Source organism: Nocardioides sp. Iso805N, assembly GCF_000364605.1.
In the GTDB taxonomy this organism is placed as follows: domain Bacteria; phylum Actinomycetota; class Actinomycetes; order Propionibacteriales; family Nocardioidaceae; genus Nocardioides.
In genome coordinates this window covers 40,289-63,060 of the sequence record NZ_KB822588.1, presented here as the reverse complement: position 1 = coordinate 63,060, position 22,772 = coordinate 40,289, and the positions used below count along the sequence as shown (strand labels likewise).

The 22,772-nt window shown below is 70.6% G+C and carries 21 protein-coding genes; 15 read left to right on the top strand and 6 right to left on the bottom strand.

Annotated elements, in window-relative coordinates; translation table 11 throughout:
• Nucleotides 1-261 precede the first annotated feature (261 nt).
• Genes H036_RS0119980 through H036_RS24665 form a run of 6 tightly spaced genes read left to right on the top strand, consistent with a single transcriptional unit; the run spans nt 262 to nt 9,681 of the window.
• Nucleotides 262-3,255 (top strand): fibrinogen-like YCDxxxxGGGW domain-containing protein, encoded by a 2,994-nt coding sequence (locus H036_RS0119980; protein WP_026146197.1) that lies wholly within the window; start codon nt 262-264, stop codon nt 3,253-3,255.
• Entirely contained in the window at nt 3,252-4,034 is a 783-nt protein-coding gene (locus H036_RS23895; protein ID WP_017936586.1) for a CDP-alcohol phosphatidyltransferase family protein, read from the top strand. The genes H036_RS0119980 and H036_RS23895 overlap by 4 nt, the downstream gene beginning before the upstream one ends.
• Nucleotides 4,031-4,987 (top strand): glycosyltransferase family 2 protein, encoded by a 957-nt coding sequence (locus H036_RS0119970; protein WP_017936585.1) that lies wholly within the window; start codon nt 4,031-4,033, stop codon nt 4,985-4,987. The genes H036_RS23895 and H036_RS0119970 overlap by 4 nt, the downstream gene beginning before the upstream one ends.
• A complete protein-coding gene (locus H036_RS23890) occupies nt 4,971-6,314 on the top strand; it encodes an O-antigen ligase family protein (protein ID WP_017936584.1) in 1,344 nt (447 codons plus the stop codon). Before H036_RS0119970 ends, H036_RS23890 begins: the two co-directional genes overlap by 17 nt.
• Nucleotides 6,311-7,876 (top strand): oligosaccharide flippase family protein, encoded by a 1,566-nt coding sequence (locus H036_RS0119960; RefSeq protein ID WP_017936583.1) that lies wholly within the window; start codon nt 6,311-6,313, stop codon nt 7,874-7,876. Before H036_RS23890 ends, H036_RS0119960 begins: the two co-directional genes overlap by 4 nt.
• The gene (locus tag H036_RS24665; RefSeq protein ID WP_157417689.1) at nt 7,873-9,681 is read left to right on the top strand and encodes a sigma-70 family RNA polymerase sigma factor; all 1,809 of its coding nucleotides are present in this window, start codon (nt 7,873-7,875) and stop codon (nt 9,679-9,681) included. The genes H036_RS0119960 and H036_RS24665 overlap by 4 nt, the downstream gene beginning before the upstream one ends.
• Here H036_RS24665 and H036_RS23880 read toward each other — a convergent pair.
• Genes H036_RS23880 through H036_RS0119940 form a run of 3 tightly spaced genes read right to left on the bottom strand, consistent with a single transcriptional unit; the run spans nt 9,609 to nt 12,077 of the window.
• Entirely contained in the window at nt 9,609-10,304 is a 696-nt protein-coding gene (locus H036_RS23880; RefSeq protein WP_017936581.1) for a glycosyltransferase, read from the bottom strand. The two genes, H036_RS24665 and H036_RS23880, sit on opposite strands and share 73 nt — an antisense overlap.
• Nucleotides 10,301-10,750, bottom strand: coding sequence for a PssD/Cps14F family polysaccharide biosynthesis glycosyltransferase (gene pssD, locus H036_RS0119945; RefSeq protein WP_017936580.1), 450 nt, complete (start codon nt 10,748-10,750; stop codon nt 10,301-10,303). The genes H036_RS23880 and pssD overlap by 4 nt, the downstream gene beginning before the upstream one ends.
• A gap of 1 nt (nt 10,751) precedes the next feature.
• Nucleotides 10,752-12,077: a hypothetical protein gene (locus H036_RS0119940; RefSeq protein WP_017936579.1), complete on the bottom strand. Its 1,326-nt coding sequence runs from the start codon at nt 12,075-12,077 to the stop codon at nt 10,752-10,754.
• A 192-nt stretch (nt 12,078-12,269) separates the two neighbouring features.
• Between H036_RS0119940 and H036_RS0119935 the strand changes: the two genes are divergently transcribed.
• The 3 genes from H036_RS0119935 to H036_RS23875 all read left to right on the top strand — a co-directional run bounded on the left by H036_RS0119935 (nt 12,270) and on the right by H036_RS23875 (nt 15,702).
• Nucleotides 12,270-13,691 (top strand): glycoside hydrolase family 16 protein, encoded by a 1,422-nt coding sequence (locus tag H036_RS0119935; RefSeq protein WP_157417687.1) that lies wholly within the window; start codon nt 12,270-12,272, stop codon nt 13,689-13,691.
• A gap of 137 nt (nt 13,692-13,828) precedes the next feature.
• Nucleotides 13,829-14,899, top strand: a complete 1,071-nt coding sequence (galE, locus tag H036_RS0119930; RefSeq protein WP_017936577.1) for a UDP-glucose 4-epimerase GalE — start codon at nt 13,829-13,831, stop codon at nt 14,897-14,899.
• Nucleotides 14,896-15,702: a sugar transferase gene (locus tag H036_RS23875; RefSeq protein ID WP_198290036.1), complete on the top strand. Its 807-nt coding sequence runs from the start codon at nt 14,896-14,898 to the stop codon at nt 15,700-15,702. Before galE ends, H036_RS23875 begins: the two co-directional genes overlap by 4 nt.
• A 43-nt stretch (nt 15,703-15,745) precedes the next feature.
• Here the strand turns inward: H036_RS23875 and H036_RS0119920 are convergent, their stop codons facing one another.
• Nucleotides 15,746-16,471, bottom strand: coding sequence for a response regulator transcription factor (locus H036_RS0119920; RefSeq protein ID WP_017936575.1), 726 nt, complete (start codon nt 16,469-16,471; stop codon nt 15,746-15,748).
• 93 nt (nt 16,472-16,564) lie between these two features.
• Here H036_RS0119920 and H036_RS0119915 point away from each other — a divergent pair, with 93 nt between their 5' ends.
• The 3 genes from H036_RS0119915 to H036_RS0119905 all read left to right on the top strand — a co-directional run bounded on the left by H036_RS0119915 (nt 16,565) and on the right by H036_RS0119905 (nt 18,546).
• A complete protein-coding gene (locus H036_RS0119915; protein ID WP_017936574.1) occupies nt 16,565-16,837 on the top strand; it encodes a MoaD/ThiS family protein in 273 nt (90 codons plus the stop codon).
• A gap of 125 nt (nt 16,838-16,962) precedes the next feature.
• The gene (locus tag H036_RS0119910; RefSeq protein ID WP_017936573.1) at nt 16,963-17,838 is read left to right on the top strand and encodes a hypothetical protein; all 876 of its coding nucleotides are present in this window, start codon (nt 16,963-16,965) and stop codon (nt 17,836-17,838) included.
• Nucleotides 17,839-18,075: 237 nt separating this feature from the next.
• On the top strand, nt 18,076-18,546 hold the full coding sequence (locus H036_RS0119905; RefSeq protein WP_017936572.1) for a thioredoxin family protein: 471 nt from the start codon (nt 18,076-18,078) through the stop codon (nt 18,544-18,546).
• Nucleotides 18,547-18,566: 20 nt separating this feature from the next.
• Here the strand turns inward: H036_RS0119905 and H036_RS24660 are convergent, their stop codons facing one another.
• Together H036_RS24660 and gmd are read right to left on the bottom strand one after the other, a co-directional pair.
• Nucleotides 18,567-19,523: a GDP-mannose 4,6-dehydratase gene (locus H036_RS24660; RefSeq protein ID WP_017936571.1), complete on the bottom strand. Its 957-nt coding sequence runs from the start codon at nt 19,521-19,523 to the stop codon at nt 18,567-18,569.
• The gene (gmd, locus tag H036_RS0119895) at nt 19,520-20,512 is read right to left on the bottom strand and encodes a GDP-mannose 4,6-dehydratase (protein ID WP_017936570.1); all 993 of its coding nucleotides are present in this window, start codon (nt 20,510-20,512) and stop codon (nt 19,520-19,522) included. Before gmd ends, H036_RS24660 begins: the two co-directional genes overlap by 4 nt.
• A gap of 336 nt (nt 20,513-20,848) precedes the next feature.
• Here gmd and H036_RS0119890 point away from each other — a divergent pair, with 336 nt between their 5' ends.
• From H036_RS0119890 to H036_RS0119880, 3 genes are all read left to right on the top strand, one after another.
• Nucleotides 20,849-21,331, top strand: a complete 483-nt coding sequence (locus tag H036_RS0119890; RefSeq protein ID WP_017936569.1) for a DUF4395 domain-containing protein — start codon at nt 20,849-20,851, stop codon at nt 21,329-21,331.
• Between the two features lie 78 nt (nt 21,332-21,409).
• Nucleotides 21,410-22,258 carry a sulfurtransferase gene (locus H036_RS0119885; RefSeq protein ID WP_017936568.1) on the top strand — a complete coding sequence of 283 codons (849 nt, stop codon included), beginning with the start codon at nt 21,410-21,412 and terminating at the stop codon, nt 22,256-22,258.
• Between the two features lies 1 nt (nt 22,259).
• A complete protein-coding gene (locus H036_RS0119880; protein ID WP_017936567.1) occupies nt 22,260-22,556 on the top strand; it encodes a DUF1416 domain-containing protein in 297 nt (98 codons plus the stop codon).
• The last annotated feature ends 216 nt before the right edge of the window (nt 22,557-22,772 follow it).

Genomic DNA, 22,772 nt, shown 5'->3' with positions numbered 1-22,772 from the left:
CGTGCTGCGGGCGTTGTCCGGGACAGACACGGTCCGGGCCGTGGCTGCCGATCTCGGCGTGACCGAGGCTGAGGTCGGGAGATGGAGCGACGCGCTGCGCGGTCTGTGGCTGAGCAGCGGATGGGTGCCGCCCTCGTCGGGTCCGGAGAGCGCGCAGAGCCCTCCGGACGAGATTTCTCCGCCGTTCCGCGTCATGGCGCGGCTCCGCGGCCCTCACCATTCTGTGATGCCAACGTACCGAGCGAGACACGGACACATGTCATGAGCCGTGGGAGCCGGACGTGCGGCGGCAGGCGATGGATCATCTCGGCCACGGTCGCAGCCGTGGCGGTGGCGATCAGCACACCTGTCGTCGCTCCGCAGGCACGGGCGGAGGGGGCGTCCACCCCGGTGCCCGCCGCGACCACCTGGGTGCCTGACGGGAGCACGGCCGAGCGAGCCGCCGCATCCTGCTGGGAGATCAAGCAGAACGTGCCGGACGCCACCGATGGCGTCTACTGGCTCGTGACGCCGACGCTGGTCGCACCGGAGCAGTTCTACTGCGACATGACCACCGATGGCGGCGGCTGGGTGCTCATCGGTCGCGGTCGCGACGGTTGGCTCGATGGCGGCGACGGCCAGGGCACGCCCGCCCAGGTGCAATCCAACATCTGGAACCAGGCGGCCTTCAAGCCGCGCCAGCTCTCCGACCAGATGATCGACGGGCTGCTCGACGGCACGGCGCCGTCGAGTCTGGTCGACGGCGTACGCGTGGTGCGAGCAGCGGACCGTGCAGGCGCCACCACGACGGACGTCCGGCTCAAGCTGACCAAGATGCCGCGTTGGTCGTGGGCCTTCGGTGCGGGCCAGCCGGCCGACGCCACGATCTACGGTCCGAGTGGCGACCGCGACACCGGAGGTCGAAGCAGCACCGTCCTGCAGGGTGTGACGACCCGCAACATCGATGGAGACGGGAGTGACGGGATCAACCGGTTGTGGAGCTACCTGGACGCGGCCAACGGCTGGGTGTCGGGCTTCAACTACGGCCGTGCGATCGCTGGCTCGACCGATGCGAGCTCGTTCCTCTACGCCACCGAGGGCGCCTACGCCACGCCGATGACACAGGTCTGGCTGCGGCCCGAGCTGACCACAGACCAGCTCAGCTACCCGAGCATTCCCGACTCCGGAGCGCCCCAGGAGGAACAGCCACCGTTGGCTCAGTCTGCGGCTCTGCCCGGCACCTGGGGGGTGGCCGGCCTGGCCGACGGCAACACCGACGAGCTCCACACCGAGGCCCATGCCTTCGCGCAGATCGGCAACGTGATGTACGTCGGCGGGAACTTCGCCCGCGTCGAGGAACACGCCGACCGCTCCCCCGCCGGAGCCGCCACCCAGTCGGTCCCACAGAGCTATCTGGCCGCCTTCGACGCGACGACCGGGGACTGGCTCCCGGGCTTCCGCCCGGTGCTCGACGGCCAGGTCAACGCGCTGGCGGCCCTGCCGAACGGGACCCTCGCGGTGGGCGGTGAGTTCGACACGGTGAACGGCGTCGCCCAGCCCGCTCTGGTCGCGCTGGACCCGACGACGGGAGCAACCGCGACCAGCTGGCCGATCAAGGTTGAGGACCGCATCAGCAGTGAGCATGCCGAGGTCCAGACGATGGACGTCCAGGGGGACTGGCTCTACCTCGGCGGCGACTTCACCCACTTCACCGGCGGCAGTTCGCGCTACGCCGTCTATGCGCGCAAGGCGGCCCGGCTCAACGTCGCCGACGCGACCCCGGACCCCACCTGGAATCCGGCCTTCGACGGCGAGGTTCAGTCGATCGACGCCAGCAGCGACGGCAGTCGGGTCTACGTCTCGGGCTACTTCACCAAGTCCGGCACCACCCCGGCGATGCGCGAGGCGATCATCTCGGCGGCTCCGGGAGCCGCGGTCATCCCGTTCAGCCCGCTCTACTCGGTCGCCAGCTCGCCGTACCAGCAGGCGATCCACGCCACCGGCGACACGTTCTGGGTCGGCGGCAGCGAGCACTCCATGTTCGGGTACGACGCGTCCAGTCTGGCGCCGATCAGCCTCAACGTCATGCGTGCCGGCGGCGATGTTCAGGCGATCACGGACAACAACGACCAGGTCGTCTACGGCGGCTGCCACTGTGGCGACTGGGCCTTCTCCGGCCAGCAGAGCTACTCGCTCTCCCCAGGCGACACCGATCCGACGTGGCAGCAGGCGAACGCGATCGACTACGTCGGCGCGTGGGACGCCGCCACCGGCACCTATCTCCCGGCGTTCCACCCGACCGCGAAGGCACGCAACGGCTACGGCGCGTGGGCGCTGGACGTCGCTTCGGACGGCACCCTCTGGGCCGGCGGCAGCTTCACCAGTGTCATCGCCACCGACGGCCGCAGCCAGTGGGCAGGCGGCTTCGTGCGGTTCGCCGTACGACCGCACACCGCCCCGCCGGCGCCGACCGGACTGACCGCCGAGCTCTCGGGCCAGGTCGCCACGCTGTCCTGGACCGGCTCGGGCGCGACCGGTACGACGTACGAGGTACTGCGCGGCGGCCGTGTCGTGGCCACCACTACCCAGACCAGCATCCAGGTTGCCGACTCCGCCCCCGACGACCGCTTCTTCGTGCGGGCCACCGACGGCCAGGGCGATCGGTCGCCCACGACGGCCGTGGCGTCGATCCGGGTCGACTTGGTCGCGGCAGGGTCGGCTTGGCACTACCTCGTCAACGCCAGCGCCCCGCCGGCCGTGGGATGGCAGTCGGTCCCCTTCGACGACTCAGCGTGGCCGAGCGGCGCCGCACCCCTGGGCTGGGGTGATCCGTCGATCGTGACGAATGTCGATGTACCCCCGGGCCAGCAGCGTCAGATCACGACCTACTACCGGCGGTCCTTCACCGTCGACGATCCCAGCCAGCTGAGTGTGCTCAGGCTGACGACGCGGGCCGACGACGGCGTCGTGGTCTACCTCAACGGCCACGAGGTGGCCCGCAAGAACCTCCCTGCCGGCCAGGTCGGGCCCTCGACGTACGCGACCGCGGCGCCGAAGACGGCAGCCGCGATGGCCGACCCTCTCACCGTCTCGCTCGACTCCTCGGACCTCGTCGCCGGCAGCAACGTGATCAGCGTCGAGGTGCACTCCAACTACCGGGCGACGCCGAACGTGAGCATGGACCTGGCCCTCAGCGCGCAGTTCGCCGACGACGGGCAGACGGCACCTCCGTCACCGACCGAGCAGCCGGCACCGACCGAACAGGCGAGCCCGTGAGACAGACCTGGACCTTTCGTGACGCCTACCAGGCCCTGGCCGCGCGCCAGAAGCCAGGCGCAGGAGTCCCGTTCTACACCCGCGTGGTCAATCGACGACTCGGCCGCATCGGCGGCGCCGCCGGGGCAATGCTCGGGCTGAGTCCGAGCGCGGTCTCCATCGCTGGCGGGGCGCTCTGGGCGGTGGCGCTGCTCGGGCTCTGCCTGATGCCGATGTCGGTGCCAACCGTCCTGGTCGTCTTCGCGCTGCTCGTGATCTCCTTCGGACTGGACTCCGCGGACGGTCAGCTGGCCCGTCTCACCGGGCGGTCCAGCCGGGCCGGGGAGTGGCTCGACCACGTCCTCGACTGCGCCCGCCACAGCGCGGTCCACCTCAGCATCGCGGTCGCCCTCTACCGGGCCACCGATCTGCCCGGCCCGGGCCGGCTGGCGCTGGCGCTGCCGCTCCTCTTCGCGGTCGTCTCCACCACGAGGTTCTTCGCCCAGGTGCTCGGCGAGCAGCTGCGGGACGGCGGTGGGTCCAGGCAGGTGCCCGACCGGTCGCCGCGCGCCAGCCGCGGGCTCGTCCAGCTGCCCGCCGACACCGGGGTGCTCAACGCATGCCTGCTGCTGCTGCCCGTCCCTGCCGTCTTCCTGGTCGTCTACGCCGTCCTGGCGGGTGCCAACCTCCTCCTCCTCGCCGCCACCCTCCGGCGTCGCTTCATCGAGCTGGCCGGTGTGGACGCCGCCGCGGCGGCCCCGAGGCCGGCGGCACAGCAACCGCGTGTGAGCGCCCGATGACCGCGTCGAGCGCCGCGACGCCGCACGACTCCGCGACGCCCAGCTGGCCGTCGGTCACCGTGGTCATCGCGACGGTCGACCGCCCCGTGCTGCTGCGCCGGGCGGTCTCCGCCGCTCTGCAACAGACCTACGACGGCGCGGTCGACGTCGTGGTCGTGCACGATCGGACCGAGCCGCGGCCCGTCGCAGTGGACGCGGATCGTGACGGGCGCTCCCTGCGGGTGGTGGCCAACGACCGCACACCGGGGCTGGCCGGTGCCCGGAACACCGGCATCCTCGCCGCAACCACCGACTTGGTCGCCTTCTGCGACGACGACGACTCCTGGGCACCGACCAAGCTGCGTGAGCAGGTCGATCTGTGGCGGGCATGTCCGGACGCCGTCGCCATCGCCACCGGCATGGTGATCTCGACCGAGCAGGGACTCGTCGAGCACATGCCACCGGCGCGTGTCGACTTCGCCCAGCTGCTGCGCTCCCGCGTGCTGGGGCTGCATCCCTCCGCCCTGCTGCTGCGCCGAGAGGACCTGTTGGGGGCCGTCGGGCTCGTCGACGAGCAGCTTCCGCAGTGCTATGGCGAGGACTACGACCTGCTGCTGCGGCTGGCGTCGCGCGGTGAGATCGTGTCGGTGCCGAAGCCGCTGCTGATGGTCGACTGGGCGCGGACGTCATACTTCGGCGACAAGTGGGACGCGGTCAGTGACGGCCTGACCTATGTACTGAAGAAGTTTCCCGAGTTCCGCAGCGACCGACGCGGGTGGGCCCGGATGGCCGGTCAGATCGCCTTCGCACACGCGGCCGGCGGCCGGCGCCGGGATGCCGCTCGCTGGGCTCTCTCCGCGCTCGTCCGTGATCCGGCGCAGTTGCGAGCCTACGCGGCGGTGCTGGTGGGCGTCGGCCTGGTTCGCGCGGGCTGGCTCCTCAAGCAGGTGCAGCGACATGGCCGCGGTCTGTGAGCCGGCGAGTGGCAGCGGCGGGGTGATGACCGGCCCGACGGCCGCGCCGCACCACCGGGCCACCGATCCGAGCCTCCCGGCCTGGCCGCTCACCGCGATGCTGGCCGGCTTCCCATTGGCCTGGCCGCTCGGGCTCACCACCTTCGCGCCGATCGCGTTGGCCGCCGTCATGCTGGGTCTGCTGGCGCGGTTGGGCCGGTGCCGACTCCTGCCCGGGGTGGCCCCGCTGCTGCTCTTCGTGGCGTGGGCCGTGCCGTGCGGTCTGATGATCGACACGGGTGGACGCCTGGCTGGCTGGTTGCTGCGGCTGATGACCCTGGCGACCGTCGCGATCGTCGTCGTCTACGTCACCAACGCCTCCGAACAGGTCACCCGCGCACGAGTGATCACCGGGTTGACGGTGGTCTGGGTCACCGTGGTCGTCGGCGGGTGGCTGGCCGTGCTCGCGCCGGAGCTCACCTTCACGACACTGCTCGGTTATCTCGTGCCCCATGGGCTGCTCGGCAACCAGCTGGTGCACGACATGTTCGTGCCGAGGATGTCGGAGATCCAGACGCCTTGGGGCGCGCCCACGCCGATCCTCAGGCCGGCGGCACCCTTCCCGTACGCGAACAGCTGGGGCGCGGCCATCGTGCTGCTCACCCCCGTCGCCGTCGCCGCCCTGTTGACCAGCCGCCACCGGTGGGTTCGGTGGGCGGTGTCCGGTCTGCTGCTGGCCTCCATCGTGCCGGCCGTCGACTCCTCGAACCGGGGGATGTTCCTGGGCCTGGGAGTCAGCGCGGCGTACGTCGTACTCCGGCTCGCGATCCGCGGGCGGGTGCGGATGCTGGGGGTGCTCGCCGTGCCCGGCGCCGTCCTGGCGGTGCTGGCCGTGCGGCTGGGAGCTGCGGCCCGCATCACCGACCGCCTGCAGTACTCCAACTCGACCGAGGGCCGGGCCTCGCTCTACGCCGAGACCTGGCGGCGCACCTTGCAGTCGCCCTTCTTCGGCTGGGGGGCGCCGCGCCCGTCGCTCTACCACGAGGTCTCGGTGGGGACGCAGGGCTACGTGTGGACGGTGATGTTCTCCTACGGCCTGGTCGGACTGCTGCTGTTCGCGGTCTTCCTCGCAGGGTCTGTGCTGCGCACCTGGCGCGTTGTCGACGATGTCGCGTTGCTGATGCACGCCAGCCTGGTCGGGGCGGTGGCGATCGTTGGCTTCTACGGCCTCGACGTGATGCAGCTGCTCACCATCGGAGCTCTGGCCGCCGTGCTGCTGCGTGAGCGGGCCGACCGGGCGATGACGCCGGCCCCGTCATCCGACCGACCCGCCGGGGTGGCGGCATGAGCGAGTCGCGCACTCTGGTGGCCCGCGCCGCTGGAGTCGGCCTCGTCGGTGGCGTCATCGGAGCGGCGTCGAACCTGCTCCTCGCGACCCTGGTCGGGCGTGCACTGGGTGCGGCCGGCGCCGGACCGTTCTTCCAGACCATGGCCGTGGTGGCGATCGCCTCCAACGTCCTCGAGCTCGGCGCAGACACCGGGTTGGTCCGGCATGTCTCGGCGGCACTCGCCCAGGGCCGTGACGACCGGGTGCGCGGCCTGGTCGGGATCGCCGTGCTGCCGGTCGTCGCGGCCAGCCTGCTGGTCATCGTGGCAGGAGCGCTGGTGGCGCCCGAGCTGGGCGGCCTGACCGGCGGCGGGCGTGGCTGGGTGGTGATCGTGCTGCTCGGCTCGGGCCTGGCAGCGCTGATGGCGGTCTTGCTCGGCGCGGTCCGGGCGATGAGCTCGGCGCTCTCGGTCACGCTCGTCCAGAACGTTGGTCTGCCGTTGGCCCGCCTGGCGCTGGTGGGCGCATGCGTGATGATCGGTGCTTCGTCGTGGCGTTCGGCCGCGCTCGCCTGGCTGGCGCCGCTTCCGGCGGCGTTGCTGGCCGCCGCCCTGCTCCTGGTGCGTGCGGAGCGCAGGCATCGTGTCCCGAGCGCGCCCGTCCTGCCGGTGGAGTCGGAGTGGCGCCGGTTCTGGGCCTTCAGCGCGCCCCGGGGCGTGGGGGCTGCGGTCGAGATCTGTCTGGAGTGGGTCGACGTCCTGATCGTCGCGGCGCTGTGCTCGGCGGCGGATGCGGGCGTCTATGCGGTGGTCACCCGGGCGGCGCGCTCGGCTGAGCTGATCCAGCAGGCTTCCCGCATCGCCATCGGCCCGGTCATCAGCGCGGCGCTCACCGAGGGGCGTCTGGGAGCCGTACGACGGCTGCATCGCGACGTGGCTCTCGGCACGACCCTGCTCTCGTGGCCGTTCTTCACCATCGCCGCCTACTTCGCCCCCGCGCTGCTGGGTCTGTTCGGCCCGGGGTTCGCCGAGGGCGCCACCGCCCTGCGGATCCTGTGCGTCGGCCTGGCCCTCGCCTATGCGGCGGGCGGCGTGCAGAGCATCTTGTTGATGGGCGGGCGCAGTGGTGCCCAGGTCGGCAACAAGACGGCCTGTCTGGTCGTCAATGTCGGCCTCGATCTGGTGCTGGTGCCGCGCTTCGGCATCGTCGGCGCGGCCGCCGGGTGGGCGGTGGTGCTCGTGCTCGACGCGGGGCTGGCGTGGCTGCAGATCCTGACCGGACTGCGCTTGCGGCTCGGTCTGCGCACGGCGTACGTCGCCGGTGCAGCTGTCGCCGTGGCTACGGCAGGAATCTGCGTGCTCGTCGACGCGCTCGGCACCGGGCCGTTCGGCCACGGGGGCGGCTCGGTCGCGGCGCCCATCGGTGCTGCGCTGACGGTGACGCTCGTCGGCGGCGCCGGCGCCCTCATGGCTCTGCGTGCTCGGAGCGGTGCTGGACAGCAGGATCGTGGTCGCGGGGACGGCCTCGACATGACGACCGAGGACCTGCAAGGGCTGGCTTCTCGGACAGGAGGAGATCTGTGACAGCGAGGCCGATGGGATCCAGCACGCCGTGGGTCCCGGACCCGGATCTGATCGAGGCGACCCGTGGCGGCGACTCCGCGGCGTACTCGTCGCTGTTCAACCGCCATCGCGAGGCAGCGTGGCGGCTGGCGCGCCAGTTGGCGCGTACTCCCAGCGATGCGGATGACCTGGTCGCGGAGGCATTCGAACGCGTACTGAACCAGCTGCGGCAGGGGAAGGGCCCCGATGTGTCGTTTCGCGCCTACCTGCTCACGACGCTCAGGCATGCCCATTTCCGCCAGCACCGCGCGGAGAAAGTCACCGTGCCGACCGACGATCCCATGGTGCTGGACCAGCCGATCGAAGACCCCGACCGCGTGTTGGCATCCTTCGACAACGCCGCCGCGGCGCGTGCGTTCGGTGCCCTGCCGGAGCGTTGGCAGATGATCTTGTGGCACCTCGAGGTCGAGGGGCAGCGGCCGGCGCAGGTGGCCGAGCTTCTCGGCATGAAGCCGAACGCGGTCTCAGCCCTGGCCTACCGGGCAAGGGAGGCGCTTCGGCAGGCCTACCTGCTCGAGCACGTCGCCCATGCCCGCGATGCCGCGCACGCTGCCATCCTCGACCAGCTGCCCGCGCTCGCGCGCCGGAAGCTGGGGCGGCGCGACACGCAGAAGGTACGGCGCCACCTGGCGGGCTGCGCCTCCTGCTCGGCTGCCTACGCCGAGATCTCCGAGATGAGCTCTCGGCTGTGCGCTTTCATCGCTCCGGTGATCCTCGGTGCTGGCGCGGCCGGCTCGTACCTGCAGAGTGTGCCGGCGAGCACCCTGACGGTGCTGCACCGTCCGGTGGAGCTGACGCGGCACTGGATCCACCACGGACCCGTCCGGAGTGTCCTGCTGCACAAGCTCGCGGTGGGCGTGGCTGGGTCGCTGGCCACCGGCGTGATCGCGGGGACCGGGTGGGCCGTCTATGCCGAACCCGGCTACGGCACCAGCCACGTCGCGGCCCCCGGCCGCGGCGCGCCGACGACCGACCACCTCGGCGGCACGCCGTGGGCCGAAGCCGGAGGCGCGGCCGCTGCCACCGGGCCCTCGGTGCGGCCAAGTCCGACCACGGCGCCGCGGCTGCCCGCAACGTCGATGACCACCTCGCCGCCCGCGAGTTCCTCGCCTGTCCGGCGCCAGGTCGAGCCGATGGATACGACGGGACAAAGCACCGACACGTCGAGCAGCCATCCGCCGCGTCCGCACCCGGACCCGGAGACCGATGGCCACACCGCAACCGACCCGGCGCCTCCCTCCCCGACCCCCTCTCAGGGGACCACGGCGCCAGCCGACGTGCCGATCTCGGCGAGCTTCGAGGCAGACCCGTCTGGGCTGTCGGTGACAGTGGTCGCGCATGCCGACGGCGACATCGGCCACTACGCCTACTCCTGGCAGTTCGGTGACGGTGCCACCGCGTCCGGTGCGCGGTCCTCACACACCTACGCATCGAACGGCACCTACACGGTGAGCTTGACGGTCCGTGGTCTCCCGGGTGCGCGCACGGTGACCAGATCGGTCCCGGTCAGCGAGCCCTCCCACATGCCGAGCCCAGACGTCGGGATCAGGCAGCGTGGGTCGCGCATCATCGCCGTGGCGCACACGCCGTGCGGCCAGGGCGGTGAGAGGACGACGATCTGTTCCTGGAGCTTCGGCGATGGCTCGACCGGACAAGGCCGGCGGGTCTGGCACCACTACGACGCACCGGGACGCTACCTCCTCCGGTTGACCGTGACCGGCGGCGGCGTCACCTCTTCGCACGCGATGATCGTCTCGGTGGACTGACCAGGACTGGCAGGTGCCCCTCGGGGCTGCTCCACCGGGGCGCCAGTGCCCGACCGTCGCGACTGCACGATCTCGCGGAGTCGGGCGAGGCTGACGAAGCCGACCGGCCGGCTGGCGGTCTCGCGCAGCAGGCGGGCGACCCGGTCGACCGTGTCGTGGATCGGCGGTGACCCCGCGTCGGTGCGGACAGTGGCCGGGTCGGCGAGCGCCGCATCAAGGAGCCGGTGCAGCTGCGTCTCGCTCTCGGCGAGCAAGGCGCGACCGTCGGCGGCCATGCGGCGGCAGAACGCGACCTGGTGGTCATCCACTACCTCGCCGTACCGGGCCAGGCGTGGCACCACGACGGGTATTCGCCCGACGACGGCGGCGTCGAGCACCGTGCCGGGACCTCCCTGGCCGAGTACGACGTCGGCGTCCTCCATGCGGCTGAGCAGCTCGGCTCGCGAGACGATGCCGATCGACTCGGCTCCCGCGGTCGTCCCGGAGTATCCCGTCTGGACGAGGCACCGTACGTCGGGGTGTGCTGCCAGCCAGCTCGCCAACCAGCGCGACAGCCTGTCGAACCTGTGATGGTCGGTGCCGAAGGTGGCGAGGACCGTGAAGGTGTGCCCGGGGGCTGTCACATCGTTCTCCCGACCACGACGCCGCGGCGATAGCTACGCCTTTGCTCCGGCCACTGCAGCGCGAAGGCGTCGGCGAGCGGATAGCACATCCGCCCGGTCAGGGTGGGATGCTCGATCCTGTCGAAGACCTCGAGGTAAAGGGTGCGGATGCGGAGGAGCCGTGCGGTCACGAAGAAGGGGAAGGCCACCCCTGCTCCGGTGGACACGACCACGTCCGGCCGTTCGCGAAGCAGGATCCGCCAGGCGAGTGCCAGGTTGCGAAGAGCGTTGGGGACGTTGCGGGTCGTCGGGTGGTGTGCCCAGGTCCGGCGCTCGCCCTCGAGCGCGCCGCGGGCGTCGGCCTTGTCGAACGTGACCCAGTGCCGGTCATGGTCCGCCCAGACCTCACGCAGCGCGACCAGTTGGGCGAGATGGCCGCCGGTCGAGGCGACGAGGAGCACCTTCACCTCAGGCGCCCTCCTGCTCGAGGGCGTCGTCCGCCGGCGGGTTGCTCGACCCTGCGGGCGACGTCGTCATGGCGCCGTCCTCGGCAGCGGTGCAGAGCGGGTGCTGCCGGTCCAGGAGCACGGCGCCTGTCACCTGGCGGCCGGCGGCCCGTAGAAGTGCGAGGAAGGCGTCGGTGTGGGCCAGGGGAGCCTTGGTGGTCACCACCAGGATGACGAGGTCGCAACGGCTGGCAACCGTCGCCGCGACCGGATCGTCGATGTCGCTGCCCAGGTCGACGATGAGGACGCGGCCGACCTTCGCGGTCGGCCAGCCGCGGTCCACACCCAGAGGGCTGACATCACTGGCTTGCACCAGTCGCGTGCGGAGACCCTGATGCCCCATTCGCTCGGCCAGCAGGTGCGCGAGTGCCGGTGTGGGAGTGCCTGCAACGGCGATGGTCCGCGTTGCGGTCCGGGCATCCAGGTCGAGCCGCAGCGCGAGCGTGCGGAGAACGTCGTTGGCGGAGGTGTGACGGTTCGCGACGACCACGGGGGCGCCGATACGGGAGCTGAGCAGTTGTGGGTCGCTGGCCCGGCGAGACATCCTGTCGCGCAGCAGCGCGACGGCGACGGCGCTGGCCAGGCCGAGCACCAGCGCACCGGCCAGATAGATCACGAGGGACGGCCCCGACGTAGCCGACGCGGGGGTTGCCTGACGGGTGACGTGGCCGCCGCTGGCGTCATCGACCAGGGCGAGATCGGTGACCTGGGCCTCGAGGTTGGCGAGTTGCTGACCGTCAGCGTTCTCGAGGGCGCCGGGCGCCTTGCGCGGCCTCGGGAGGTCCCGGCGCAGCAGACTGATCTGCGCCTGCAACACGGCGGTCTGGGCGTGTGCCTGGGCCAGTGCCGCGGTCCGTCGTACGGTCAGATAGGTCGTCGCGACAGTGTTCGCGCCCTGCGCTGCCTGGGCAGCGGAAGCGGCGGTGTAGGAGACCGTGAGCACGCGCGATTGGGCGGGATTCGCCACGGTGAGCGCACCGTCGACAGCGCTGGCCGACACTCTCAGCGCACGACCCGCTTGGTCGAGTACGGCGGTGCTGGTCACGTTCTGCTGCTCCGTCGGCATGTCCGGCGCCGGCGGTGTGCCGGTCGTCGGCGAAGCAGCGGCGAAGGATTCGACGGTGACGGCCGCGGTGGCGGTGCGGCTGGTCGGCGCGAGTGAGCACGCGACCATGCCGATGCCGAACCAGATCACCAGCGCGAGCAGCGCGGTCGGCCACCGTCGCCGCAAGGCAGCAGCTGCCTTGTCAAGCTGCAGCGAAACAGTCGCGGGTGCCTCGGGATGCACGTGATACTCCTCGGGAAGTCGGCCCTTCTCCTTGGTGGAGCAGCCGCTCGGTGGGTTATGACGCCACTTGACGGATCGATTCGATCTCGGGAGGGTCAAGCGCGCGGGGTGCGCGGCATGGCGCTCCTGGCCACAGGATCAGCAGCTTCTTCTCGGGGGGACGTGGTGATGCGCGCGCTGATGAGAGCCGCCGTGAGACCGGCCGCGTGGGCGGTCGTTGCTGTCGTGATCGGACAGTGCGCGGCAGCTACGGCGTCGGCCGGCCTGTTGGACCGACCCGCCGGCTCGTCGGTTCGAGCGGCAGGCGAGGGTCTTGCTCCGACGGTCACCACGGCGCGCTTCCGGCGCGGCGTGGACGGCTGGAGCGCTGGAACCGGTTCGAAGGTACGCCGCGTCGACCATGGCGATGGCGTGCTGGAGGTGGTCCGTCGCGTGGGCCACGGCCCCGCGAGCGCATGGGGGCCGCTGGTGCACGGAGGTCCGGGTGAGCCGGTGGTCGTGACCCTTCGGATGCGGTCGGTGCGTCAGCGACCTCAGCCCGTCGTGGTCACGTTGGTCACCCAGGCCCGGACCGGGCGGTCGGTGCTGGCCCGGACCGGCAGACAGCTGTCGCCGGCCTGGCAGACCGTCACCGTCACCTACCGGGACGGCGCGCCCGTGGTGCAAGCCCACGTGAAGGCCGGCCGGCACCGCGCCTCCGCCCGGATCCAGATCGACACCGTCCGAACCACGGTGTCGACAACCTCCGTTCCCGCGGACCACGCCGCGACGCAGGCCGCCTCGCCGAGCGCGTCCCGTCCGCCGGCCGGGTCGTCACCAGCCAGCGGGCCCGCGAGCCCCTGCCAACCGCTGGACTACTCACAGCCCACGCAGGGCGTGTTGGACTGGTCCGATGACTTCGATGGCACCAAGGTCGATCCGACCCATTGGCGCGTGCACGACGGTGAGTCGCTGTCCTACGACCAGGCCCGGATCCAGGCCGCCAACGTCTCGGTCGGGGGAGGCCTGCTCACCATCGAGGCGCGTCGGCAGGACACCGCCGGCCGGCCTTTCACCACCGGCTACCTCGACACGATCGGCCGTTACGCCCGGCAGTACGGGCGCTGGGAGATCCGCGCGAAGCTGCCGACGCAGGTAGGTCACTCGCGGGGCCTGTGGCCGGCCTTCTGGCTTCGCGGGGTGGACACCCCCGGAGAGGTCGACGTCGTCGAGGCCTGGGGTGAGCCGACGGTCCGGCCGGGCTATCGCTCCGGTTCCTACCAATGGACGGTGCACCAGAACACCGCCTCGCCGCCAGGCAGTCAGCACCTCTCGGGATGGGGAACCGACCCCGGCGCCCCGCCAGTCGCCGACGGCTTCCACCTCTACGCCGTGGACTGGTCGCCGGATTGCCTGGTCTTCAGCTTCGACCACCACGTGGTAGGGGTCGTCTCCCGCTCACAGGCACCGTGGATGTCGACGTCGCTTGCCGGGCCGGCCGACATCCGGCTCAACCTCCAGGTCGGCCAGAGCTACTGGGGCTACGCCGACCCCGCCGACAACCAGCTGACAGCACTTCCCGCCAAGCTGCTGGTCGACTACGTGCGCGTCTACCGGCCACTCTCCGGAGGCTGAACACGGAGTCCAGAATCCGCCGGCAACACATTTCTGCGTCTTCGGCGTCATGGTCCGTCCTGAGCGGACTCTCCTGGCTACCACGAACGTCGTGGGCCGGTCGCTCGACCGGTTGGGGGATCTGCTGGGGCAGGACATTGACGAAGCACACGAACGGACGGTTCGCGGCCGGGGTCGGCCCGGTGATGGTGACTGGTGGGGCGGGCTACATCGGCGCACACGTCGTTGACCTGCTCGTCGGATCGGGCGTGCCCGTCGTCGTGGTCGACGATCTGAGCACCGGGCGGCCCGAGCGGCTGCCTGCCGACGTACCTCTCATGGAGGTCGACCTTGCTGCCCCCGGCGCGGCCACGGCGCTGCTGAGCATCATGCGGATCTATCGCATCGAGGCCGTCGTGCATCTGGCCGCCCACAAGCAGGTGGCCGAGTCGGTACGGCGCCCGGCTTGGTACTACCGGCAGAACGTCGACGGGCTGCTCGCTCTGCACGACGCCATGGCTCAGGCACGCGTGCACCGACTGGTCTTCTCCTCCTCCGCCGCCGTCTACGGTGACGTCGCCGCACGTCCCGAGGGCGCGGCGGGGGCGGTGGGCGAGGATGCCATCCCAGAGCCGATCTCCCCCTACGGCCAGACGAAACTGGCGGGGGAGTGGCTCAACCGCGCGGCGTACGGCGCCTGGGGATTGCGAGCGGTCAACCTTCGCTACTTCAACGTGGCCGGGGCGGCCCGCCCCGGACTCGCCGACCCGGGGATATCCAATCTCATTCCGATGGTGTTCGCCGGCCTCGCCCGTGGCGAGGCCCCGCGCATCTTCGGTGGCGACTACCCCACCTCTGACGGCACCTGCGTGCGGGACTTCGTCGATGTCCGCGACCTGGCCGCCGCCCACGTGGCGGCCCTCGGCTACCTCGACACAGCGATGCGGCACGGCGAGGTGTTCAACGTCGGCACCGGACGCGGCGCGTCGGTGGCCGAGGTGGTCGAGGTCATCGGCGCTGTGACCGGGTGGCTGATCGAGCCGGTCGTCGTCGATCGTCGCGCCGGTGATCCAGCAAGCGTCGTCGCCGACGTGAGCCGCATCCGCGCCGCCATGGACTGGCGTGCCGAACGCTCGCTCGAAGACATGGTCCGATCGGCATGGTCCGGCTGGTGCGAGCAGGTCGGGCGACCAACGGCGCCGGCACCCGCCAGGAGGGTGGCGGGATGAGCATCGCCCCGCCCGGAGCACCGCCGCTGAGCACCTCCCGACCATCGCCCCAGCACGAGCCGACACGAACGATGCCGACCAACCTCCCTGCCGCCCTGATCGTCACGCGCAGCGGAACCGTCGTGCGGGGCGGAGCGCTCGCGCCGCATCGGTCCGACGTGCTGCTCGTGCCCTCTCGCCCCGCCGCGGGCGGTCAGTCGAGACCCCACGTGATCCTCAAGAACGGTGTGGACCGCGTGCTGGCGAGCCTGTTGCTCGTGCTCCTCGCCGTGCCGATGCTGCTGGTGGCGCTGGCCGTCCGGCTCGACTCGGACGGCCCGGCGGTCTTCCCGCAGACACGGGTGGGTCGCGGCGGCCGTCGGTTCACGATGTACAAGTTCCGGTCGATGGCCGTCGACGCGGAGGCCCGGCGCGAGCGGCTGCGCGGCCTCAACGAGGCCGCCGGGCCGATGTTCAAGATGCGTCGCGATCCTCGCGTGACCCGGGTGGGTCGCTTCCTGCGCAAGGCCTCGCTCGACGAGCTGCCTCAGCTGTGGAACGTCGTGCGGGGCGAGATGTCACTGGTCGGCCCGCGTCCCGCGCTGCCCGAGGAGGTCGCCAGGTACGACGAGCGGGAGCGGCGGCGGCTCCTCGTGCAGCCAGGCATGACGGGGCCGTGGCAGGTCAGCGGGCGCTCTCGGCTCTCCTGGGAGGAGGCGATCACGCTCGATCTGGCCTACGTCGACGGCTGGTCGGTGTGGGGTGATGCGGTGCTGCTGCTCCGCACCGTGCGCGCCGTTTTCACCGGCGACGGAGCCCGCTGACCTTCGATCCGGGGCCGAGGCCGAGCAGGGTGGGCCTGATTCCTCAGGCCTTGGCGAGCTGGGCGACGTCGTCGGCCTGCTCCTTCTCCTTGGCCGGCACCACGAAGCGGTAGCCGACGTTGCGCACCGTGCCGATGAGGGTCTCGTTCTCCGGGCCGAGCTTGGCGCGCAGACGCCGGATGTGGACGTCGACCGTGCGCGTGCCGCCGAAGTAGTCGTAACCCCAGACCTCCTGCAGCAGCTGCTGACGGGAGAAGACGCGTCCCGGGTGCTGAGCCAGGAACTTCAGCAGCTCGAACTCCTTGAACGTCAGGTCGAGCGGTCGCCCGCTCACCTTCGCGGTATAGGTCGCGTCATCCACGACGACCTCACCCGAGCGGATCACGTGCGCGTCCGGGTCGGCCGCGACGCGCGCGGCGGTGAGCCGGCCGATCGCGAGCCGGATGCGTGCCTCGAGCTCCGCGGGGCCGCAGGTGTGCAGGACGACGTCGTCCATGCCCCAGTCGTGCGCGACCACGGCCAGGCCGCCCTCGGTGACGATGAGCAGCACCGGCACCTCGGCGCCGGTGGCGCGGATCAGGCGGCACAGGTCGCGGGCGTGGGCGAGGTCCTGGCGGCCGTCGACCAGCAGCAGATCGGCGCCGGGCGCATCGAGCAGAGCGCTACCCTCGGCCGGCAGCACCTTGACCTGATGGCCGAGCAGCGCGAGGCCGGGAAGCACCTCGGCAGAGGGCTGGAGCGAGCCGGTGAGAAGCAGAAGGGTGCTCATGATTTCCTCCAGGTGGAGTGAGGAGCACCGAGCCGCAACACTGAGCCTCGGTGGCGTAACCGTTGAGACATCGTAGCGAAAGGTGAGCCGACAGTGGCTGAAACCTCCATCACTGTTCATTACTGGGCTGGAGCCCGCGCCGCAGCAGGTACGTCGCAGGACATCCTCGACGCGCCGGCGCCCATCACCCTGGCCGACGTGATGGCCAGGGCGATGGCGCTGCACCCGGGGACCAGGCTGGGCGACGTACTGGCTGTCTGCTCGACCCTCGTCGACGATCGACCGACCGCCTCGGAGGACGCGGCGGAGGTGATGGTCCGGCCGGGACAGGCGGTGCAGTTCCTGCCGCCGTTCGCGGGGGGCTGAGACGCGGTTCTGGTCTAGACCTGAGGCGAACTGATGAATGATCCGTGTCGTCCTGGTCACACGGTCGTTACGTTTCGCAGAAGACATCGGCCTCGGCCGGTTTCCATCATCGAAAGGTCCCCGCCATGACCGTGAACCCCGCCACCAAGGGCATGCGCATCGCCGCTCTCGGCCTCAGCTCCGTTCTCACCATCGGCGTTCTTGCCCCGTTCGTCGGGCTCGAGGGCGCGTCCGCCGCCACCACGTGCAGCACCGCGTCGTCGCACTACTCCACGGCGAACTCCAGGCTCGCCGTCGACACGGCCAAGCTCCACAAGGCCAAGAAGAAGCTCAAGAAGGCCAAGAAGCACCACAAGTCGCACGCGGTCATCAAGCGCGACAAGAAGAAGGTCAAGAAGCTCAAGCACAAGGTCGCCGCTGACCGGGCCTCGCGCAAGTACTACGCGGCGCAGCAGACCAACTGCACCACCGCCTCGAACCAGGCCGCGACCGGCACGGCGAGCGCGCTGGACTCGCTGCTGACGCAGCTGCAAGGCGTCCTCGACCCCTCGCAGGTGACCGGCGCCCTCAACGGCCTCGCCACCCAGATCGCCGCCTCGGGCGTTCCGGGCGCGGACCAGCTCGCCGGGGTGATCAAGCAGCTCTCCGCGGCGATCGCCAGCGGCGCCACCTCGATCGACCCGAGCCAGCTGACCTCGCTGTTCGGCCAGCTCAGCGATGCTGGCCTCGACCCGACCGCGATCGAGAAGGCCTTCGAGAACGCTGTGGCGACCTTCAGCAGTTTCGACCCGAGCTCGCTGGCGAGCAACCCAGCCGGCCTCGTCGACCTGCTCCTCGGCACTCTGGCTGACAGCTTGAAGACGGCGGGCGTCCCGGCGTTGCCTGACGTGATCAGTGAGCTGAACACGACGATCGACTCGATCGTGAGCGCTCTGGTCAGCGGCAACACCAGCCAGCTGACCAGCCTGCTCAACGGTCTGCTCGGTAACCTCCCGAGCTGATCGGCGCTGACTGACTGAGTCCCATCACTGAAGTCCCATAAACGGGGCCGTTCCTCTGCGGAGGGACGGCCCCGTCTATGCATCGCAGGGCCTGTCCCCATCTCGTGGATCACGACCTGGTCCAGACCACCGTTCCCGCTGTCGGGGAGCGTCGTTGGCGTCCGCCCGCACGCCCCATGCCCGGCCCGACACATCCTCGGGGGAATCGCGACGGCGCAGTACGACGTTGCACCCGTCGTGGTCGGACTCTGGATCGTGCTCGCCGCCGTCGTACTCGCGCTCGGGTTCGGCGGCTATCGCCTGCTCACCGACGGCCGCTTCAACGGGACCCACGCAGTCCGTGGCGCAGGATCGGAGCAGGATGTGACCGCTCAACCCGCGGAAACCGACCCCTCGACGTGGGCCAGCCTCGGCGAGGCGGTCGCGAGCGTCGTCCCGGGGGAGAGGGCGACCCTGGTGCAGTTCTCCAGCGCGTTCTGTGCGCCGTGCCGAGCGACGCGGCGGATCCTCGGCGAGGTGGCCGAAGTCGTCCCGGGCGTCGTGCACGTCGAGGTCGACGCGGAGCACCACCTGGAGGTGGTCCGTCGGCTGAACGTCGTGCGGACGCCCACCACCCTGATCCTGGACGGGGACGGGCGCGAGGTCGCTCGCGCGGCCGGGGCGCCGCGCAAGGAGCAGGTGCTCGGCGCGCTTCCGCTCGGCATGTGAGTGTCAGCGTGACCTCTGGGTCACTCTGACACTCGCATGCCGAGATAGCCGGGGTCGTCCTCGGCGCCCGTGGCCAGTCGGCGTGCTTCGACGGCGACCATCTCCGCCATCAGATCCGCGACCGATGTGCGCGCCTGCCAGCCGGTGGCCCGTGTGATCGCCTCGGCTGAGCCGCCGACCGCGGCCGGGTCCGCGGGACGGGCGACCGTGGCGGTCTCGACGACGTACGCCCCCGGCTCCCGACCCGCCGCTCGATAGGCCGCCTCGGCGAGCGCGCGCAGTGGCTGTCGGACGCCGGTGCAGATGTCGGCATCGAGGGGTTCGGCGAGCCGCAGCAGCTGCGGCATCGCGGCAACATGGTCGCGAGCGTGTCCCCAGTCGCGCTCGGAGGAGAGATCCCCGATGTCCAGTACGTCGCCACAGGCCGCGGCGCGGGCGATCCGCCGGGAGACGAAGTGTGCGGGGCGCAGCGGCGACTCGTGGTTGGCCAGCCGGCCCGAGACGGCGAAGAGTCCGCGGGCACGTGCGTCCGCGACCCAGCCCTCGGCGGCCAGCTTCGAGGCCGCGTAGGGGCTGGTGGTGCCCGCCTGGACCGAGGAGGCCTGGAAGAACCGTGCCTGCGGGCGGATGTGGCGCACCGCGGCGAGCATGCCCTCGACGGCGTCGGCGTTGACGGCCACGGTGGCACGTGGGTCGTCCCAGGACCGGGCGACGGACGAGACCGCGGCGAGCTGGTAGACCTCGTCGATCTGGCGGGCGCGCAGCAAGGCTGCGAAGGCGGCGGTGTCGGTGACGTCGAGGTCGACCACCGTGATCCGTGGGTGCGCGAGGTAGAGGTCGCGGGCGGTGGCGGTGCGACGGCTCGCCAGCACTTCGGTGCCGGTGGCGGCGAGGTGCAGGCTGAGGTAGATGCCGTCCTGGCCGGTCGCGCCGGTGACGAGCGCCAGGGGCCGGCGCTGCGACGAGGCAGTCGTCACTGCTGCAGCGCGGCGATGTCGGAGTCGACCATCAGCCGAGCCAGCTCGCCGACGGAGGTGGTGGCCTTCCAGCCGAGCTCGCTCGCCGCGTGCGAGGCATCGCCGACCAGCTCGGGGACCTCGGCCGGGCGTTCGAAGCGTGGGTCGATGACCACGTGATCGCGCCAGTCGAGCCCGGCGTGGGAGAAGGCCAGCTCGCAGAAGTCGCGGACCGTGGTGCCGACCCCGGTCGCGAGCACGAAGTCGCCGGGGGTGTCCTGCTGGAGCATGCGCCACATGCCCTCGACGTACTCCTGGGCGTAGCCCCAGTCGCGGATGGCGTCGAGGTTGCCGAGCGTGACCGGCTCGGCGGTGCCGCCGCGCTCGAGCGAGGTCGCGATCCGCGCGACGGCGCGGGTGATCTTTCGGGTCACGAAGGACTCGCCGCGCCGCGGCGACTCGTGGTTGAAGAGGATCCCGGCGACGGCGAAGAGTCCGTAGGCCTCGCGGTAGTTGATGGTCGCCCAGTGCGCGTGCAGCTTGGCGGCGCCGTACGGCGAACGGGGGTGGAAGTGTGTCCCCTCGTGCTGCGGTGGCGCGGTGAGCCCGAACATCTCCGACGTCGACGCCTGGTAGAACCGGGCCTCGGGGGCGTGCTGGCGGACCGCCTCGAGCATTCGGATCGTCCCGATGGCGTCGGCGCTCGCGGTGTACTCCGGCATCTCGAAGCTGACCGCCACGTGCGACTGCGCTGCCAGGTTGTAGACCTCATGGGGCTGCGCGGTGCGCACCAGGTTGGTCAGGCTGGTGGAGTCGGTGAGGTCGCCGTAGTGCAGGTTCAACCGGCCGGTGTTGTCGGCGTGCAGGTAGATCGGGTCGATCCGGCCGCGGTTGAAGCTGGAGCTGCGTCGTACCAGCCCGTGCACCTCATAGCCCTTCGCGAGCAGCAGCTCGGCGAGGTAGGAACCGTCCTGCCCGGTGATCCCGGTGATGAGGGCGCGCTTGGTCATTGCGGCAGCATACGGAGACTGACAACACCGTCGGTCGGGGCGCGACAGCCGCGAGTCGCGAAGCCCTTCAATCTCAATTCGTGGACACGCGTCTCGCTGCGTGAGACGTCAGTTTCGCTCGCGCCGAAATCCCTCCTAGAGTCGCATCGTGCTCTCGACCATGCTGACCAAGCGCCGCGCAGTGGACCACTGCCGCGTGCGCTCGTCGCTGTGTCGGCTGGGTCGAATGTCCCAGCGAGTCTGACGGCCCGTCCCGCGCTCCTCTGAGGAGGCACCGCGATGGCTGTCGCAAGATCCGCTGACCAGCCATCCAGCCCTCTCGACCTTGGAGCATCCATGTCTGCCACCGCCCCTCGACAAGCTCGGGGACCGTCCGCCTCGTACGCCGAGCCTGTCGAGGCGCCGGGCATCGACCCGCGTGGGCCGCAGTTCACCGCGGCGATCACGGCGGTTGTGCTGATCGTGATCCTGTTGCTCCCGCCCGCGGCTGCAGCGGTGCTGACCGGCGTACAGGCCCTGCTGTTCGCGCTGGGAGCGATGCGCGGTGTTCAGCACACCCCGCACGCCGCGCTGTTCAAGCGGCTGGTGCGACCCCGCCTTCGGCCGTCGGCCGAGCTGGAGGATCCGGCCCCGCCGCGGTTCGCCCAGGCGGTCGGCCTGGTCTTCACGCTGGTGGCCCTGGTCGGCTACCTGACCGGCCTCACCCTGCTCGGCCAGATCGCGATCGGCTTCGCGCTGGTAGCGGCACTGCTCAACGCGGTCTTCCGGTTCTGCCTGGGCTGCGAGATGTACCTGCTCCTCAAGCGCCTCGGTGGATGAGGACGGCCGACGGCGCATCGCCAGACCACCAACCCCTGCTCTGACAAACGTAGTGAAAACCGAAGGGAACCAAACGAAATGACCCGCGAGAACGCGCTCGTCTCCGCCCAGTGGGTGGAAGAGAACCTGGACAACCCGAAGGTCGTGCTGGTCGAGGTTGACGAGGACACGTCGGCCTACGACAAGGGCCACATCAAGGGCGCCATCAAGCTCGACTGGACCACTGACCTCCAGGACCAGGTCCGGCGCGACTTCGTCAACAAGCAGCAGTTCGAGGCGCTCCTGAGCGGCCGCGGCGTCGCCAACGACGACACCGTCGTCCTCTACGGCGGCAACAACAACTGGTTCGCCGCCTACGCCTACTGGTACTTCAAGCTCTACGGCCACCAGGACGTCAAGCTGCTTGACGGCGGTCGCAAGAAGTGGGAGCTGGACTCGCGTGAGCTGACCACCGACCTGCCGTCGCGCGCCGAGACCTCCTACACCGCGCAGGAGCAGGACAAGAGCATCCGTGCCTTCCGCGACGAGGTCGTCGCGGCGATCGGCACCCAGAACCTCGTCGACGTCCGCTCGCCCGACGAGTACGCCGGCCGGCTGCTCGCCCCGGCCCATCTCCCGCAGGAGCAGGCCCAGCGTGCGGGTCACATCCCCACCTCGGTCAACGTGCCCTGGAGCAAGAACGCCAGCGACGACGGCACCTTCAAGTCCGACGCCGACCTGAAGGCGCTCTACGACGAGGTCGGCTTCGACACCGAGAAGGACACCATCGCACTGTGCCGCATCGGCGAGCGCTCCTCGCTGACCTGGTTCGTGCTGCACGAGCTCCTCGGCCAGCAGAACGTGAAGAACTACGACGGCTCCTGGACCGAGTACGGCAGCCTCGTCGGCGTCCCGGTCGCCCTCGGCGACGAGCCCGGGGAGGCCTGACATGTGCGGCGCCACTGCTGGTGGTCTGAGCCTCGACGGCGTCAACGTCGCCAAGGAGGCAGTGATCCAGGGTCAGGTCGTGCGTGACGGCGAGCCCGTCGCGAACGCCTACGTCCGGCTGCTCGACAAGACCGGTGAGTTCACCGCCGAGGTCCCGACCTCGGCCTCGGGCCACTTCCGCTTCTTCGCCGGCGAGGGCCCGTGGACCCTGCGCACGCTCGCCCCGAAGGCCGACCCGACCGACCGCCAGGTTCAGGCGCAGATCGGCTCGGTCGCCGAGGTGACCATCACGCTCTGACCCGGCCCCATCGCTGGCTCGGCCGCCCCAGGAGACCTCCTGGGGCGCGCCGGCGGATCGGACTCCGCCGCAACCGGAATGTCACGTGATCTTGTGGCAAATCCGGAATTTACCCTCATTGGGGTAGGCGGATGTGATCTGATGTGTTGTTCGGAGAGGTCAGGCACCGAGGCTTCGTCATGACCCCGCTCACGTGCCGCACATCGGCCACGGGCC